The 17186-nt window shown below is 50.9% G+C and carries 12 protein-coding genes; 2 read left to right on the top strand and 10 right to left on the bottom strand.

Going from position 1 to position 17186, the window contains the following annotated elements:
- Positions 1-19: 19 nt before the first annotated feature.
- From Q4E93_RS11910 to clpB, 5 genes are all read right to left on the bottom strand, one after another.
- A complete protein-coding gene (locus Q4E93_RS11910; protein ID WP_303585413.1) occupies positions 20-2005 on the bottom strand; it encodes a KUP/HAK/KT family potassium transporter in 1986 nt (661 codons plus the stop codon).
- Positions 2006-2205: 200 nt separating this feature from the next.
- On the bottom strand, positions 2206-2727 hold the full coding sequence (locus Q4E93_RS11905; RefSeq protein ID WP_303585411.1) for a YdeI/OmpD-associated family protein: 522 nt from the start codon (positions 2725-2727) through the stop codon (positions 2206-2208).
- An 11-nt stretch (positions 2728-2738) separates the two neighbouring features.
- Positions 2739-3578, bottom strand: coding sequence for an alpha/beta fold hydrolase (locus Q4E93_RS11900; RefSeq protein WP_303585409.1), 840 nt, complete (start codon positions 3576-3578; stop codon positions 2739-2741).
- Between the two features lie 71 nt (positions 3579-3649).
- Positions 3650-4222, bottom strand: a complete 573-nt coding sequence (locus Q4E93_RS11895) for a DsbA family protein (protein WP_303585407.1) — start codon at positions 4220-4222, stop codon at positions 3650-3652.
- 131 nt (positions 4223-4353) lie between these two features.
- Entirely contained in the window at positions 4354-6972 is a 2619-nt protein-coding gene (clpB, locus tag Q4E93_RS11890; protein WP_303585405.1) for an ATP-dependent chaperone ClpB, read from the bottom strand.
- Positions 6973-7049: 77 nt separating this feature from the next.
- Here clpB and Q4E93_RS11885 point away from each other — a divergent pair, with 77 nt between their 5' ends.
- Entirely contained in the window at positions 7050-8084 is a 1035-nt protein-coding gene (locus Q4E93_RS11885; protein WP_303585403.1) for a serine hydrolase domain-containing protein, read from the top strand.
- Positions 8085-8087: 3 nt separating this feature from the next.
- On the opposite strand, the gene Q4E93_RS11880 is transcribed toward Q4E93_RS11885, so the two are convergent.
- The 3 genes from Q4E93_RS11880 to Q4E93_RS11870 are packed head-to-tail and all read right to left on the bottom strand — an operon-like array spanning position 8088 to position 14081.
- Positions 8088-9998 carry a DUF3857 domain-containing protein gene (locus Q4E93_RS11880; protein ID WP_303585402.1) on the bottom strand — a complete coding sequence of 637 codons (1911 nt, stop codon included), beginning with the start codon at positions 9996-9998 and terminating at the stop codon, positions 8088-8090.
- Positions 9995-12001 (bottom strand): DUF3858 domain-containing protein, encoded by a 2007-nt coding sequence (locus Q4E93_RS11875; protein WP_303585400.1) that lies wholly within the window; start codon positions 11999-12001, stop codon positions 9995-9997. The genes Q4E93_RS11880 and Q4E93_RS11875 overlap by 4 nt, the downstream gene beginning before the upstream one ends.
- A 46-nt stretch (positions 12002-12047) precedes the next feature.
- On the bottom strand, positions 12048-14081 hold the full coding sequence (locus Q4E93_RS11870; protein ID WP_303585398.1) for a DUF3858 domain-containing protein: 2034 nt from the start codon (positions 14079-14081) through the stop codon (positions 12048-12050).
- A 75-nt stretch (positions 14082-14156) separates the two neighbouring features.
- Between Q4E93_RS11870 and queG the strand changes: the two genes are divergently transcribed.
- Complete coding sequence (gene queG, locus Q4E93_RS11865; protein ID WP_303585397.1) at positions 14157-15119, top strand: tRNA epoxyqueuosine(34) reductase QueG; 963 nt, start codon at positions 14157-14159, stop codon at positions 15117-15119.
- Here queG and Q4E93_RS11860 read toward each other — a convergent pair.
- Together Q4E93_RS11860 and Q4E93_RS11855 are read right to left on the bottom strand one after the other, a co-directional pair.
- Complete coding sequence (locus tag Q4E93_RS11860) at positions 15109-16572, bottom strand: hypothetical protein (RefSeq protein WP_303585395.1); 1464 nt, start codon at positions 16570-16572, stop codon at positions 15109-15111. The two genes, queG and Q4E93_RS11860, sit on opposite strands and share 11 nt — an antisense overlap.
- Positions 16559-17119, bottom strand: coding sequence for an RNA polymerase sigma factor (locus Q4E93_RS11855; RefSeq protein WP_303585394.1), 561 nt, complete (start codon positions 17117-17119; stop codon positions 16559-16561). Before Q4E93_RS11855 ends, Q4E93_RS11860 begins: the two co-directional genes overlap by 14 nt.
- Positions 17120-17186: the final 67 nt, after the last annotated feature.

The raw sequence follows: 17186 nt of genomic DNA, 5'->3' as shown, positions 1-17186 counted from the left end.
GACAGTACCGCGCATATTACTATACGGTAGCAGATTGATGGACACGGTAGTAAGCCCGCTGCAGCTTGACCTTTGTAGCCGGCGCTACCAGCATAGGCAGCTTTTCCACCACCGTCTCGCTGGAATCCAGCCCGAAAGCTTTTTCTTCCGCCAGGGCCAGCTTTTTCATGCTGAAATAAGCATTCAGGATAAATCCTTCCCTTACAGTAAACTCATTGTCGTAAGAGAGGAATTTTTCCAGGATCACATAACGGAAATCATCTGCAATATTGTGCTTCTTCAGGGAAGGATAGCGATGGGTGATATCCAGCTCCCTGTTGCAGATCATTTCCGAAACGACACGGCGGAACATGAGTCCCACACGCGGCTGCACACGGAAACCCAGGCGGAATTCCACCCGTATCACTTTATCGCTCAGCTCTTCCACCCCATATTCCATGGTATACGGCTCGTCAGTCCGCTCGATATGCAGGAACCAGTATATATCCGCCCGCTTGGGATTATGGCTGAAAATGGAGTAGAGTATCTTTTGCTCGATCTGCCCGGGCCGGTTGGCTTTAGTGAGGTAGATAAGGTGAGAGGTCAATCTGGGGATGGACTCATCCTGACTGAGACTTTCGAGCAAGGGTATATGCTCCTTCAGGTCGATGAAGTTCAGGAACCGGTTGTTGATCTTCCGCGCATGGTACCAGATATACATGGTGAAGATCAGCCCCACTTCAAATACGAGGAAGAAAAGTCTTTTCACGATCTTGACGGCGTTGGCCACGAAAAAAGAGGACTCCACCACTACGAAGACAATGAGAATGGGGATAACGGTCCAGACAGAATAGTGTTTCACATACCGTAGAAAATGGTATACAAGGATGGTGGTCATCAGCATTGCGATCGTAATGGAAAATCCATATGCTGCCGTCATGCTTTCGGAAGTCCTGAAATAGAGCACTACAAGAAAACAGCCTGTGCATAGGATCCAATTGATGCTGGGAATATATATCTGGCCGCGGATTTCCGTGGGAAATTTCACGGTGACCTTGGGCCAGAAGTTCAGGCTGATGGCCTCATTAATGAGGGTGAAGCTGCCGCTGATCAGGGCCTGGCTGGCGATGATCGAGGCTGCCATGCCAATAAAGACGCTGGGTACGAGGAACCAGTGAGGCACGATGGCAAAGAATGGGTTGACGCCGCCCAGGTCGTTCTTCTGCTGCAGCAGCACCCAGGCGCCCTGTCCCAGGTAATTCAATACAAGGGCTGTCTTTACAAAGATCCAGCTGATCTGTATGTTCCGTCTGCCGCAATGACCAAGGTCGGAATACAAAGCTTCGGCCCCTGTCGTGCAGAGGAACACGGCTCCCAGCAGCCAGAAACCCTTTGGGTGCCGGATCAGCAGCTCCAGCCCATAATGCGGGCTCAGCGCTTTCAATACGAGCGGATAATGTATGATCTGGTTGATACCCAGTACAGCGAGCATGGAAAACCATATGAGCATGATCGGTCCAAAGGAACCGCCGACGATCTTTGTGCCGAAACGCTGAAATACGAACAGCAGCAGGAGGATCACCAGCACCAGTTCCACCACCAGGTTGTTGCCCGGCACGATGATATGCTCCAGCCCCTTCACGGAGTTCAGCCCTTCAATGGCCGATGTCACGGATATAGGAGGGGTAATGATACCGTCGGCCAGCAGCGTGCCTGCCCCGATGATAGCCGGATACACCAGCTTTTTCCCATAGCGCCGCACCAGCGCGAAAAGGGAGAATACGCCTCCCTCCCCCCTGTTGTCCGCCTGGAGTGTGATCAAAACATACTTAAAGGTTGTTTGCAGGGTCAGTGTCCAGAAAACACAGGAGATGGCGCCCAGCACCAGCTCACTGGAAATCTTCCCTCCCTCATTCAATATCGTCTGGAAAGTATAAAGGGGAGAAGTACCGATGTCTCCGAAAATAATGCCTAATGTAATGAGCAGTCCTGCTGTGGTGATCTTTTTTGAGTGGCCTGTGTCCATATTTATGCCTGTAGGGTCGACCCCCAGCGTCAAAAAGCATACCCAGCAAGGGCTGAAGGGCTCCGGCCTGGTCAAAAGCCGCTCCAGCAAAGGATCACAGGAGATACAAAAAAATTATTATGTAAGAAGCTGAAGCGGCGTACCACCCCAAAATGAAAAGAATACATGCCAAAATGAAAATTTGCCCGCAGGACCTGCATTCATCCCATCAGGTCCTGCCTGTCCTGCTGGCCTGAACGGATCATCTGCCCATAGTCCTGCTTTTTAACCATGGCCGTCACCACCCGGGCAATCCTCTTTGCACGGGTGGCGTCCGTTTTGGCGCTGCGCACCCAGTTGCCGAAATAATTCTGATGGGATTTGGGTAGCTCCCTGAAATACGCCATCGCAGCAGGCTCATCGGCCAGGCATTCCAGCAGGTCCGATGGCGGCTCGATCTTCGCATTATCCACTTCCAGCTGCACTTTCAGCCTGGCTCCCTTGCTCTTCCGGATGGCTTTCCTCATCGTGGCATTAAGCGCCATAATGAAATCGCCCTCTCCCATGGGCAGCAAGGCCACTTTTTTGATCGGATGCTCATCCAGCTTGCCTTTCACCCGGAAGGACTTCTTATTGCCAGGCTTAAGCTGCTGCGCCTGGGCAGCCGGGATCTTTATATACGTCCAGCCGGTCTTTTCGCCCTGGTCCGCAAATTGTAAGATTGTCGTGGTGAACTGGATCATATGATCAATTATCAATTAAACCGCCCCTCTCCTTTTATCTCCCGGAAAGGCATTATAAAGAAATCGTCCACCGTCTTATTGAACAGGTCACTGTACACCACCGGCGTGCTGTGTCCCGAATTAGGCAGGATCCACAAATAGCTCCGCGGGATATGATGTGCTATCTGCATGGTGTGTTCCGGTTTGATCACGTCATGATCCCCTCCTATCACCAATGTGGGACAATGGATAGTATGGAGATCGTCCAAAGGGATGTTCGGTTGGTCGCACAGCAGCCTCAGCAATTTATAGCTGCCTTTCTCCTGTGCTGTGAGGGACGTTTTTTTCTTTAGTCCTGCATAGTATGGCCGCACCATATCCCATACTTCCTGGTAAACGGCATTGGTGTCCGGCCAGAGATTGGCACCTGTGACGGCCAGCTTCTTTACTTTCTCCGGGTGGCGCATAGCCAGCAGGAGTCCATCGATCCCCCCGTCGCTCCAGCCGATGACATCGGCCGAGTCTATACGCAATTGGTCCAGCAACGCGGAAAGGTCATCGGCCATCATTTCATAGGTCAGCGAGTCGCCCGGGTCTGCTGAACGCCCCTGCGCCCTGCTATCGGCAATGATCACCTTGTATTTACCTGCGAAATACGGTATGTTCTTCTTAAAATTTTCAATCGATCCTCCATTGCCATGAATGATCAGCAATGGCTGACCTTGTCCGTAGATCTCACAGTACATTTTAAATCCACGGATATCGTAGAATTTGCCGGCGTCCTTGTTATTACCATAAGGGATGGAGCCTTGTGCAAAACAAAATGCAGACGTTAGTGCGAGGAGGGTTGAAAGGAGGAGGATGTTTTTCATACTCCTGAAGATAATAAAAAAAGGCCCCTCAGGGAGGGGCCAGGCTGAACATTTATGTAAGAATGTACTTTTTAAACCTTCGCTGTCGAAACTTTCTTCTTTTTCTTTCCCTGGTTAAGGGCGGCTTCGATACCCTTGCTCAAATTGTCATAAGTGGGCTTACCGGTGAACAGTTCTCCATTGATGAAGAAAGCCGGTACGTCCCTTACTCCTTTATCCAGCCCTTCGAGCAGATCGCTCTTGACAGACCAGCCGTAGGTGCAATTCACCAGGTGTTCCAGGAACTTCTTATTGATCACCCCTACCTCCTTGGCATATTCGCGCAGGCTGATAGCGCCCAGGCGCCGCCGATGGGCGAAGAGCGTATTATGCATTTCCCAGAACTTTCCCTCCTGGGCTGCGCCAAGGGAGGCTTCCGCCGCCTTCATCGCATGCTGATGGATCTTGGTGAGGGGAAAATGACGGAAATTGAAGCGTATCCTGCCGTCGTATGCTTTTAGCAGCTTGTCCACTACTTCATTGACTTTTGCGCAGGCTTCGCTTTCATAATCACCATATTCTGTCAGTGTTACGGGAGCTTTGAGGTCTCCGACGAAGATATCCCGGGTAGGGATGATCTCCACTTCTTTTGCTTTTAGTGCCATAATTCATCTATTTAACAATTCCTAATCGGTTTGGTTCAGCTTATTCGCAATATACCCTTTTTTATTGGACATCTACATAAAAATGACCCGGAAAAGCACTTCCCCGGGTCATTTTCAAACCACTGCGGCTATTAGATCGCGTGGGTCTCCTGCGCTTCATTGCGAAATACGACAACGCCATCGAATACATCCACCAACACCGGATGGTCTTTTGCCACATCGCCAGCTAATATCTTCTTACTCAATTTATTAACTATTTCTTTCTGGATCAGCCGCTTCAGCGGACGGGCCCCGAACTGGGGATCGAAGCCATTTTCGGCCAGGTAATCCAGCGCATAGTCGCTGAATTGGAGGTCGATCCCATTCTTAGCCACCATCTTTTGCAGGCCATCCAGCTGGATACGGATGATCCCTTTGATCTCGCTTTTCAGCAAGGGCTGGAATAGGATGATCTCGTCTATGCGATTGAGGAATTCCGGCCGGATGGTCTGTTTCAGCAGATCCGTTACTTCCCGTCTGGTCGTTTCCATTACATCTTCCCTGTTCTTTTCCGTCACATCCTCAAAATTCGCCTGGATGATCTGGCTCCCCATATTGCTGGTCATGATGATGATGGTGTTCTTGAAGTTCACCACCCTGCCTTTGTTATCGGTGAGCCGTCCGTCGTCCAGCACCTGCAGCAGGATATTGAAGACATCCGGATGCGCTTTTTCGATCTCGTCGAGCAGAATGACACTATAAGGTTTGCGGCGGACGGCCTCCGTCAGTTGACCGCCTTCATCATATCCCACATATCCCGGAGGAGCGCCGATCAGTCTGCTCACCGCATGTTTCTCCTGGTATTCGCTCATATCGATGCGGGTCATCATGCCCTCATCATCAAAAAGATATTCCGCCAATGCCTTTGCCAATTCCGTTTTACCGACACCGGTAGTTCCCAAAAAGATGAACGATCCGATGGGGCGTTTTGGGTCCTGCAGGCCTGCACGGCTCCGGCGGATAGCGTCGGCTACGGCCAGGATGGCTTCATCCTGTCCTACCACCCGCTTGTGCAGCTCGTCTTCCAGGTTCAGCAGCTTTTCCCTTTCGCTTTGCAGCATCTTCGAGACCGGTATACCCGTGGCCTTCGCCACGGCCTCCGCAATGTCTTCCGCGTCCACTTCTTCTTTCATCAGCCGCGAATGAGCGCTGATGGTTGCCAGCTGCCGTGAATATTCTTCGATGATCTTTTCCTGCTCTTTCACTTTGCCATAACGGATCTCCGCCACCAGTCCATATTGTCCTTCCCTTTCGGCCTTCTCAGCAGCCATTTTGAGGTTTTCTATCTCTGCCTTGGCGTTCTGCACTTTCTCCACCAGCTCTTTTTCCTGCTTCCATTTAGCTTTTAATGTATCCCTGTTCACAGTGAGATTGCCTATTTCAGCGCTCAGCTCTTTTAATTTATCCTTATCGTTCTCTCTTTTGATGGCTTCCCGTTCGATCTCCAGCTGACGGATCTGCCTTTCCAGCTTGTCCAGCTCTTCAGGCATAGAGTTCATCTCCAGCCGCAGCTTGGCCGCGCTTTCGTCTATCAGGTCAATGGCCTTGTCAGGCAGGAAACGGTCCGTGACATAACGATGTGATAATTCCACGGCAGCAATGATCGCATCATCCTTGATCCGCACGTGATGGTGCGTCTCATACCTGTCTTTCAGTCCACGCAGGATAGAAATGGCGTCCTCCACACTGGGCTCGTCGATCAACACTTTCTGGAAACGGCGCTCCAGCGCTTTATCCTTCTCAAAGAATTTCTGGTATTCATTCAGGGTAGTGGCGCCGATAGCCCGGAGCTCACCACGGGCAAGGGCCGGCTTAAGGATATTGGCGGCATCCATGGCGCCCTCTCCCCCACCCGCACCGACGAGGGTGTGGATCTCGTCAATGAAGAGGATGATCTCCCCATCGCTGCCGGCTACTTCCTTCACGACGCTTTTCAGGCGCTCTTCAAATTCCCCTTTATATTTGGCGCCCGCGATCAGCTGTCCCATATCCAGGGCGAAGATCACCTTGGAACGAAGATTCTCGGGAACATCCCCGTTCACAATGCGATGGGCCAGACCTTCGGCGATGGCTGTCTTACCGACGCCGGGCTCACCCACCAGGATGGGGTTGTTCTTGCTGCGACGGGATAGGATATGCAGCGTCCTGCGGATCTCTTCGTCCCTGCCGATGACGGGGTCCAGCTTCCCCTGGCGTGCCAGCTCATTTAAATTCTTTGCATATTTATTCAGTGCATTGAAAGACGCTTCCTGCGTCTGGGAATTGACCGTAGAGCCTTTACGAAGGTCCCTGATAGCCGCGATAAGGCCTTTCTCGGTCAGCCCGGCATCCTTTAGTAATTTCGCGGCATTATCGCTGCCATGCACGATGGCCAGCAGGAGATGTTCTACGCTCACGAACTCATCTCCGAATTGTTTCAGGTCCGATCCCGCCCGCAGCATGACATTATTCATGTCGCGGCTGATGGTCTGGGCGGGTTCGCCGCCGCTGACCTTTGGTAATTTATTGATGCTCTCCTCGAGCTTCGTCTCTACGAAAGGCACGTTCACGTTATTCTTTTTCAACAGAAATTCTACCAAAGAATCTTCTTCGGTCAGCAACGATTTAAGCAAATGTTCCGTTTCGATGACGGGATTCGCCTTGTCAAAAGCCAATTGCTGCGACCGAGAGATCGCTTCCTGGGCTTTGATGGTAAAATTGTTTAGGTTCATATAATTAGCTGTTTTCCTTTAAAATTTACTGTTAAATTGTGCGACAAAATCTAATCCAAAAGCTAAACCCGGCAACTATGTCATATAAAGTTAAAACAACCTGTCTACAATGCGGATTCCTGCTCGCCTACCTGCTATTCTGTCGGCCCGTCATTGCTCAATCCGATTTTAGTGCAGTAGATCAATTATTTAAGCAGAACCAAAAGACCCTGGGGAACAATTTCACCGCCCTGGTGTGGAAGGATGGGAAAATTATTTACCAGAAACAGGGCGGTATGGATTTCACCCCCAAGACGGTCGCTCCCATCGGCAATTCCGGCAACTGGCTTATCGCCGCCCTGGTGATGACGTTTGTGGATGAAGGGAAGCTGTCCCTGGACGACCGGGTAACGCAATATATTCCCCTATTCGCCAAATATTCGAAAAGCTATATCACCATCCGCCATTGTCTCACCAATACCACGGGTATCAAGGCGGAAGGCAAGACAAAGTTCGCAAGTTTAGAGGAAGAAATAAACTCCTACGCCTCACACCGCGACATCGTGTCCAATCCGGGGACTGAATTCTACTACAGCTACGTGGGCCCCAATATCGCTGCCCGGGTACTGGAAGTGATCACTAAAAAAAGTTTTGACAGGCTGATCCAGGAGAGGATCGTGCGGCCCCTTAAAATGCGGGGTACCAGCTTCAGCAATGAGGAAGGGGGAGCGCTTAATCCTGCCGGCGGCGCAAGGTCTACGGCCAATGACTATATTAATTTTCTCTCCATGCTGCTGAACAAGGGGGTATTTGAAGGCAAGCGCATCCTCAGCGAAAAGGCAGTGGAGGAACTGGAGGCGTCACAGTTCGCGCAATTACCCGTCAAAAATGCGCCTAAGCAGGTGCAGGGATTTCATTATAGTTTCGGCGCCTTTATCACGGAGTCCACCGCATCGGGCGCCGCCAATGTGCTGGCCTGTCCTAACCTGATGGGCACGATCCCCTACATCGACAAATGCCGGAATTATGCCGCCATCCTCATTATCGACAAGCCGGAAGAGGAGAAAAAGCCCCTTTTCCAAAGCCTGAAGAACCTGGTGGACGAGGCGGTTGGAGGGAGTGGATGCCAGTGATCCCTACTCTTTTTTCACCAGGACGATACGGGTATGGTCCGCCTTGTACAGCTGCTCGTAAAATCTGACAATGGCCGGATAATCCGATGGCGGGAAATGCGCTACCGACTCTTCACAGCTACGATAGTACAGGATCTTGTCGGGCAGCACCTTTACCGAGGCGCTGTATTTCCCAAACTTTGTATCGATGTGCGTATCGGAAGGGACAGCTTCGGGCTGATAGCCTGCAGGTATGCTGATCGTAATACTGTCGATGTCCCTGAAAGCCCTGTCATCCACAAAATCATAATGCCGCACCGAATCCTGGGGCAGGCGGTACGTACTTTTGTCAAAAAGGTTGGGCGTGATGAACAACCGTTTGCCCGTTATATTAGCGTAGTTGGGACTGACCACATGCAGGTATTCCCTGATCACGGGCATGGCGCCTTTTTCCTCCTCATACCGGCTTTTATCCACTTTGTAGGTGGGCAGGTGAAAGAGGCCGTTGAGATACTTCTCCCGCTCTTCATCCGAAGCGCCATAGATCAATCCATGGGGTGACTCCTGCCTCGTACCCCGATAGGTGGTCGCCACGTCGGCCTCCAAATTACCTTCGGTGTTGATGGTGGCGTTGACGACACGGCACTTTGTATTGTCAGCGGAAGAATAGGAAGGGGTCCTTACAATGTGCGCTCCTGCTTCATCGATGAGGATGGCCTTTCGGTCGCCCGTGAAGCTGCCCATATAGCCCGGTGATTCAGTCTGACTGGTGCATTCCAGCCAGATAGTGTCCCTGGCCATCGGTACGCAGGATATAACGTGGTTGCCCTGCAGTGAAGGGAATTCGTCTATCAGGTCCGGCTCGTCCCTGCCGCCATAAATGATCACATATTTACCAGAGATGCCTGCCTCTTTCAGCAGGGCGATCATGTAGTTGGACAAAGCCTTGCAATCGCCATATCTTTTTGTCGCCACATAGTCTGCCGGAAATGGCTGCCAGCCGCCAATACCCAATTGAATGCTGATGTAATGCGTATTTTTTTGCAGAAAATCATAAAGGGCATATACTTTCTGGCGGGGATCCTGCAGCTTGTCCGTCAGTTCATGCACCTTTCTTTTGATGTCATCGGGCAGCGCATCTCTGCCCACGCACAGCTGGTGGAAGAATTTGCCATAGTTCTCCCAACTGGACATATTGCCCTTATATCCCTCAGCCTCGAAGTCTGAAGGCGCCATCAATACATGCGGAGCGATCTCCTTCCATCGGGGGCCTGCCACCTCCGTCCTGCGGGCGGGAAGATTGCTTACTTCCCAGGTATATGTTTTTCTGTCCCCTGCGGTAGTGATCACGGGCTGGAAATTACAGTTCACCGGCTTGTACCTCACCTCGTATTCCTTTGGCGCAATGATCACATACTTGCTATGCTGGGTGGAGATGCCCGAATTCAACAAGGGACGCCAGGATTGGAAATACAATATGCCGTTGAACTCATCCTCCTCATCACAAGCCACTGTATAAGGATAGACCTTATAATAAAAATTATATTCTTTATAACGCGCGTCATTCATCAGGGTCCCTTCGGTGACATAGCTTCGGTCCTCCATATCTTTCTTCTTCACATGTTTCAGCTCTTTTCCCATCCCATCATACAAAGTCATCGAAACAGAATTAATGGATTGGAATTTATCATACCAGGAGGTAAAACCTCCCAGGTTATCGCCGTTTTCATTCAGGATGGTGTAGACATGATGTTCCCGGGCAATGGCCTTGGAAGCCGACCGGATCTCCAGGATATATTCGTCCTCCCTCACCACGGCCCTGGCATCTTTTTTCAGGCTGTCGGGGATCAGCAAGGCATTATAGGTCTGCGCATGCAGGCAGCAGGGGATCAACATTATAAAAAAAGCGTTCAGGATCTCGCGCATTTTTGTCATTTTTTCTTTTTGAATACGATCTGTTCACTCTGTTTTTTTACGACAAAGGCGAAGAAATCACGCAGGGTAGCATAATCTTCCGGCTTATAATTAGCTTTCTTAAGCTGGATACGGCTGCGGAACTGGATGCCATCGTCATTTTTTACGATCAGGTATTCGAATGCACCTTCGTTCTCGTTGAAGGTAACCTTGGTGGATTTAGGCAGCTCGTCTACGATATACCCTTCGGGTATTTCCATATTGAGAATAAATGTTTCGTCAAATCCATAAGGCATTTCCACCGGATATCTGCGTTCGGCTGCTTTGAAGGGATTTTCCTTGTATCCCTCTGCCAGCATCGGGTTGAAATAGATTATGTCTTCAGAGGGATCATTCTTCCATTTTATGTCATAATTGATGCCTACAGGCTCGTCCATCAGCTTCAGCGAGTCAACAGAAGAATTGGAGATCTCCGTCTCTGCCGGATAAGCAGCCTGGATCGTCTTGAAATATTCCTTTTCGTTTTTGTCGCGTATCTTTTCCCTGATGCCGCAGGACTCAAAATATCCGGGCACGGTCTGCACTCTGCCACTGAGCACGCCTTTCCCTTCGTTGGTTATGAACACAGTAGTGACTTTCCTTTCCATCATCGCATCCGCATCAAGATAGATGGGTTCCGGGAGCCCGTCCTTTATGATCCGCGCATGACCGTTGTAACAACGCTCAGGCAGATGGCCAAATCCGATCCACGGTTCGCTGGCGTCCATAAACCATTCGGTGGAGTCGATGACGAGACGGCCGACTACATAATTGAACCGGCTCAGCAAGGGGTACAGCTCATGGGTAAACCCATGGCTGCGGGTGCTCAGGATCACCGGGTCGGCCTGCAGGCGGGCATGATTCAGCATAGCGATCAGCAGCAGATTGATCTCCGCCACGCTGCCATTCTTATTCTTAAACACCGTTTTCAGCGGATTGGCGCAAGAAAAGCTGCTGTGGTCCGTGCAGGTGTAATGATCCCGCACATAGGTGAAAATGTTCTTTGCTTTGTCGAGGGGTTGCGCGGCGCCGTTGACGGCCGCCTTCATCTCTTCGTCCATCCAGCCATTGTTGCTGTGGAGTTCCGAACCGAAAGATTCCGACTTCATAAGGCCCGTGCTGACCGTCAGCCAGTTGCCCATCTTATCCTCCGGCACGGCATTCGGGAAAGCATAGCGGGCCAGCTGAAATTCGATTTTTGAAGTATAGTTCCTGATGGTGGTGGTAAACCGCTCTTCTTTCAGGGAGGGAATATTTTTCATCGACCATACATGGTCCACCACTTCGTCCTCAACCGGGACAGTTTCATCCCTGTCCGCACCTCCGGGAACGACCACCCTGAAATGGGTCCGCCGGGAGATAGTGGGCTTTACATTCATTTGAAGATAGCCCTGCGTCAGCGTGACATATTGAAAGAAGTTGGGCATATTGACCTCATATTCGCTGTACAGGCAGGGATATTCACTTTGAAATGTCCACGGCTGCAGATTCCTCAGGTATTCGGAATGCTGGGTATAGGTAAATTCGATGATGGAGCCTTCCTTCAGGGCGGGGAAGGTGAACTTCTTTACCGACAGGTATTTATTCAGCTTGTCCGTAAAGACGGACTTGTCATCCAGGCGGGTCTCCACTACCGTTCCGTTCTCCAGGTTGTAGGTCACCGCTTTCAGTCCATCCACTTTTTCGCCATCGGTGTAAAGGACTATTTCTTCCGTGGCCGCGTCAAACCCCTTTTTGTTGAGGATCTTTATGCGTTTGGAATGTTTGAAGTCCAGCGTAAACCAGCCTTTGTTATTCCCGACAAATTCAGAGCTGCCTATGTCGGCGATCACCACGGCATCCGCGGCCGTATCAAAAGAGGGGGCTTTCACATTGAAGTCCTCGGGAGAAACTTTTCCAAAACGTACTTTGTCCTGGGCCTGAGTGGCGCTGCAGGTTGCCCAAAAACAGCATAGGGCGATAAGGAGCTTTTTCCGCGCGCGCATGGGAGGTCGAATTTAGGAGGTTATGGTTAAATGGGTTAAATGGGTTCTATTGTTTCTTCAGCACGATCTGTTCACTCTCTTTCTTAACGATAAAGGCGTAAAAGTCCCGCAGGCTTTCATAATCATCCGGGGAAAAACTGGCCCGGTTTAATTTCAGCCGGCATCTCAGCTGGATCGTATTTTCCTGTTTGGCGATCAGGTATTCAAAGGATCCTTGATCCCCGTTGAAAGCTACCTTAGCTGACTTAGGCAATTCTTCCACCGCATACCCGGCCGGAATGTCCAGGTTGAAAAGGTAGAGATCGTCAGTGGCATGGTTCATTTCCACGGGATATTTCCTGTCAGCCGCCCGGAATGGATTCTCCCGCAGGCCATCCCCGAAAAAAGGATTAAAATAGATCATCGGTACGCCGGGAGCCTGCTTCAGATCAAAGTCGTACCTGACTGTGATGGGCAGTTCCTTCTTATCCAGCGAATCGAGGTGCGTATTCCGGATAACCGCATCTTCTCCATAAGCGGTCTGGATCCTTGAAAAATATTCCTTCTCCCCTATTTCACTTATCCGCTCACGAACGTCATAGGAAGCCTGAGGGTCCATTATTGATTGATAAGACCCTTCCATTCCTTTTTCTCCGTTGGAAATGAAGACCATGGTCGTTCTTTTCTCCATGAGGGAATCAGCTTCGAAATACACCGATGCGGAGTCCTTATTGCTGATGATCCGGGCATGTCCATTGTAGCAGTTGCCTGCCAGCTGGCCAAACCCCAGGCGGGGATGTGCAATATCCAGGTAATACACAGACCCGTTCAAAGACAACCTGGCTATGACATAATTCAACCTGTCCAGAATAGGGTATTTGGAAAGATTGAACCCATATTCCCGGGTGCTGAGCAGGACGGGGTCGGCCATAAAGCCTTTCTGATGCAGCATAGCCACCAGCAGCAGATTGAGATCCCCCACGGTGCCGCTGTTCTTCTTCAGGACGTCGCGGAGCGTAGTCCGTATATATTTATCATAGTGACTCGTACACGTGAGGTGTTCCTGTAGATAATAATAGATAGCCTTTGCCTGTTGGAGAGGGTCGTTTACCCCGGACGTGATCTTATCCAGCAGCTCATCCAGCCACTCGGTGTCTTCGTACAAAGGACGCCCGAAATCCTCCCGTTTCAACAACTCTTCCGTTGCAGAACGCCATGTATTCATCACGTCATGGGTATCCTGACCATTGTAGGTCTTTGATAGCTGCAGCTCTATCCGGTCCAGGTAATTGTGCGGAGTAGAAATATAGTTCTCTATCCGAAGGGGTGGAACGTCTTTCATCACCCAGCGATGCTTCACCGTATTGGCATTGACAAACAGGTCACGATCCATATTTGTCAGACCGGTACTTTCTTTTTGGACGACCCGGTACGATCCATGCCCTTCACTACCCTTATCTATCGCATAGGGATGGATCCCTTGCCTGACCACTACATAAAAGAGGGTCTGCGGTATCTCCACGTTGTATTCACTAAACAGGCAGGGATATTCGATGGATTGAAACTCCCAGGGAGGAAGATTGAAATAAAAATCTGAAGTGATCGTATAAGTATACTCAATGATCGAGCCTTCCCGTACTGCCGGGAGCGTGAACTTTTTCTCCGTATAGTACTTACTTTTCTTGTCCTCGAAGATGTCCTTTTTATCCAGCCGTGTCTCCACTACGGCCCCATTTTCCAAATTGTAGATGGAAGCAGCGATATTATCGGCCACTTCTGCGTCATTGTCCCGGGAATGAAGGCCGATCTCCACGGTGGCCAGCCTAAAGGCTTTCTTATGCAGGATCCTGATGCGGGTATGCCGCTGGTATACATAGGAAAACCATCCTTTTTGATTGCCCACGAAGTGGACAGCCCCCTGATCGGAAAGAATGATGGCATCGGTGCTGCTGTCGACACCGGTGCCGGAAAAAGACCTGAAATCATCCGGTCCCGTCTTTACGAATTGAATTTTTGATTTGTCCTGGGCGGCACAATACCTTTGTGGCAGGCATAGGAATAAGACTATAGCTAGCAGCACGGTCGGCCTTAGGAGCATCATGGGGGTCAATTAGCGACGGCAAAATAGTGAAATTGCAGTATTCCACATACTCCTCAAGGATTAAAAAAAATACACTTGACAAAATACGATTATACGAAATGGATCAAGGAATGGACGAGGGACCTTGGATTCGACCATTGTGGGATTGCAAAAGCAGGGCGCCTGGACGAAGATGCCCGTCGGCTGGAAAGCTGGCTTCACCAGGGTATGCATGGGTCCATGCATTACATGGAAAATCATTTCGATCTCAGGATAGATCCCTGCAAGCTGGTGCCGGGCGCTAAATCGGTGATTACGCTGCTGTTGAACTATTTTCCTGGCAGGGAAGCTTTGAAAGACGCTGCCGAAGAAGGCGCCCCCCGAATAGCCAAATACGCATATGGAGATGACTATCATGAAGTTATTCGCAGAAAACTCAATTTATTATTGAAGCAGATGCGAGACGGCATTGGAGAGATAGAAGGCCGGGGGTTTGTGGACAGCGCTCCTGTACTGGAACGAACCTGGGCTGTACGCAGCGGGCTGGGTTGGATAGGAAAGAACGGGAACCTTCTGCACAAGCAGGCGGGGTCTTTTTTCTTCATTGCCACCCTGATCGTGGACCTGGAGCTGGAGTATGATGTCCCTTTTGCCGGAGATTATTGCGGCAGCTGCAGGAAATGTATAGACGCGTGTCCAACGGATGCCATATCTGACGATAAAGTTGTAAATGGCAGCCAATGCATCTCTTATTTTACCATCGAGCTGAAAGACCTGTTGATACCCGATGCCATGAAAGGAAAATTCCAGGACTGGCTGTTCGGCTGTGACACCTGCCAGGATGTATGCCCCTGGAACCGTTTTTCCAAGCCTGCTACCGAAATGGCCTTCTCTCCTATCCCCGCCATTCTTCATTTCAGGACAGCCGAGTGGGAAGAGCTGACAGAGGAAAGTTTTAAGGAGATCTTCCGCCACTCGCCGCTGAAACGTGCCCGCTATGCCGGCATCCGCCGGAATCTTCACTTCATCACTCCTGGTCCTCCTCCCGCTAGTTCTTAGCTTTCCCCGGAAGCAGTACCAGCCGCAGGCCGCCATAAAAAAGATGTTGCATGCCGGAGCCCTGGCTTTGCAGACTGGTGAGGCCATACTGCACCTGGGGTCCTGCCTGAAGCCGTAACCCCCTGATGGGAAGACCTACCAGCAATGCGGTGGTCAGGTTGATCTGCGTTTTCTTGGTCGCATTCCCGTCTTTATAAAATACCCCTGATTTCGAGTTGAAATAAAGCGCATTCGAGCTGACCAGGTAGGCAAGAGAGAAGCCTCCCTCCCAGAACAGGGGCAGATTGCGGCTATGGTTCACCTGCCAGACGACCGATCCTGGCAGCTCCAGGAAGTAATAGCGGTTGACAAAAACATCCTTATTGCCTACGGAATAATAATAGGGATAGGCTGCTGCTGTCTGCACATATTGGCTTTGCCCTGTTAGCAGGGATGGGGACGAACTGGCGCTGAGGGAATTATCTACTTTTTCTCCTATCTGGACCTTCGTGGAGTAATAGTGCAGGTCCAAACCCAATGACAGGGTCAGCACCTTGCTAAGCGGTCTTTGCACGACAATGCCGGCCCAGTAGGACAGATCGGGCTGCACCTGTGAGGTATAGGTCTTGGGCCGTCCCGTGATGGGCGCCGCATTGGGGCTCAGGTCGGACATGATCGTGGGCTGCTGGAATAAGGTCTTGTTCTGCGAGGATAATCCTATTCCTCCTGCAAAGCCTGATTCCCATGAATATTTCGGTTTAAGCCGGATAGGCGCCTTTGCAGGAAAAGCCTGGCTGGTGGTGGGCAGGCGTGCCGCCGTAGGAGCAGCATAATGGCGCCCGAAATCATTTCGCCCGGGAAGGGTAACGCGGGCGGTGACAGCTTTCGCGGTGGCAGTGGAAGCAACGGATTTTACGGATGAAACAGCTGCTTCGGCCGAATGACCTGAAAGAACGCCTTCGCCGGAGGTTTCGTCAGCAGCTGCTACCCCGGAGATGGCAGCTGGCGCCGCACGCCTGGCATGAGACTGCCGTACAACGGACATGCCGGAAGAAGGCCTGTATGTATCGGTTGGCTTTGTATAAGTCGGGTTCGTATGGGCACTGGTTGCCGTAGAGGATGGATAGACCGGATTGGCCGGAGCTGACGAGGTAGGCGCAGCAGCTGGCAGGCTGGATGCCGTGGACGGCGAAGCAGGTGGCGTCGCTGCCGGCGATGTTACAGGGGATGCCGGGACGATGGCGGGCCGTTGGGCCATGGCGGTAGCCGGAACCTTCCTGGTCCCTGAAAAATAGATCACTCCGGCGCCCGTCATCACGAGCGCTGGCAGCAGGAACAGCCAGAAAACGGGTACTCTGCGTCTTTTTTTACCGTTGACGGCCTGCTCCACCCTTGTCCAGACAGCATCCGAAGGGCTGAACGACAGCTCTTCCAGCTTTTGCTGTACTTCTTTCTCAAATTTAGGGTCGTGCATACGTCTCATTTTTTGTTACGGCCGATAGTTTTTTTATCCAACTGATCAGCAGGGACCTGGCCCGTGCATACTGGGAACGGGAAGTCCCTTCATTGATGCCTAAAATCTTTCCGATCTCCACATGACTGTACCCTTCGACTGCGTGCAGGTTGAATATCGTCTGATATCCAGGCGGCAGCTGGCGGATCAGGTCTGCCAGCTCCTTGGTGCTCAGCAATACTTCCGGATCATCGTCAGAGACGGGATGGAGCACCCCTTCCGTAAACAGCAGCTCCGTCTGATAACGGCTGTGCTTTTTCAGGTAATTGATCGCGGTGTTGACCATGATCCTTCGAACCCATCCCCCCAGCTCACCCGAAAAGCTAAACTGGTGGAGATTTTTAAAGACCATGATAAACCCCTCCTGCAGAACATCTTCCGCATCGACCATGGATTTGGTATATCGATAGCATACCCCCAGCATATTTCCCGCGAAATGCTCATACAACTGCCTTTGAGCAGCTGTATTCCCTCTCAAACAGTCTTTTACCAACTGGTGATAATCCATTCCTTATTTGTTAACAACATTGACAATTGAACAGCATTTACCGTTGCATGGCAATTGTGCGCTATTT

The sequence above is a fragment of the Flavitalea plasmicola genome (genome assembly GCF_030546645.1).
Classification (GTDB): Bacteria; Bacteroidota; Bacteroidia; order Chitinophagales; family Chitinophagaceae; genus Puia.
The sequence above is the reverse complement of the archived record's forward strand: the minus strand, read 5'-3'. Positions and strand labels throughout refer to the sequence as shown.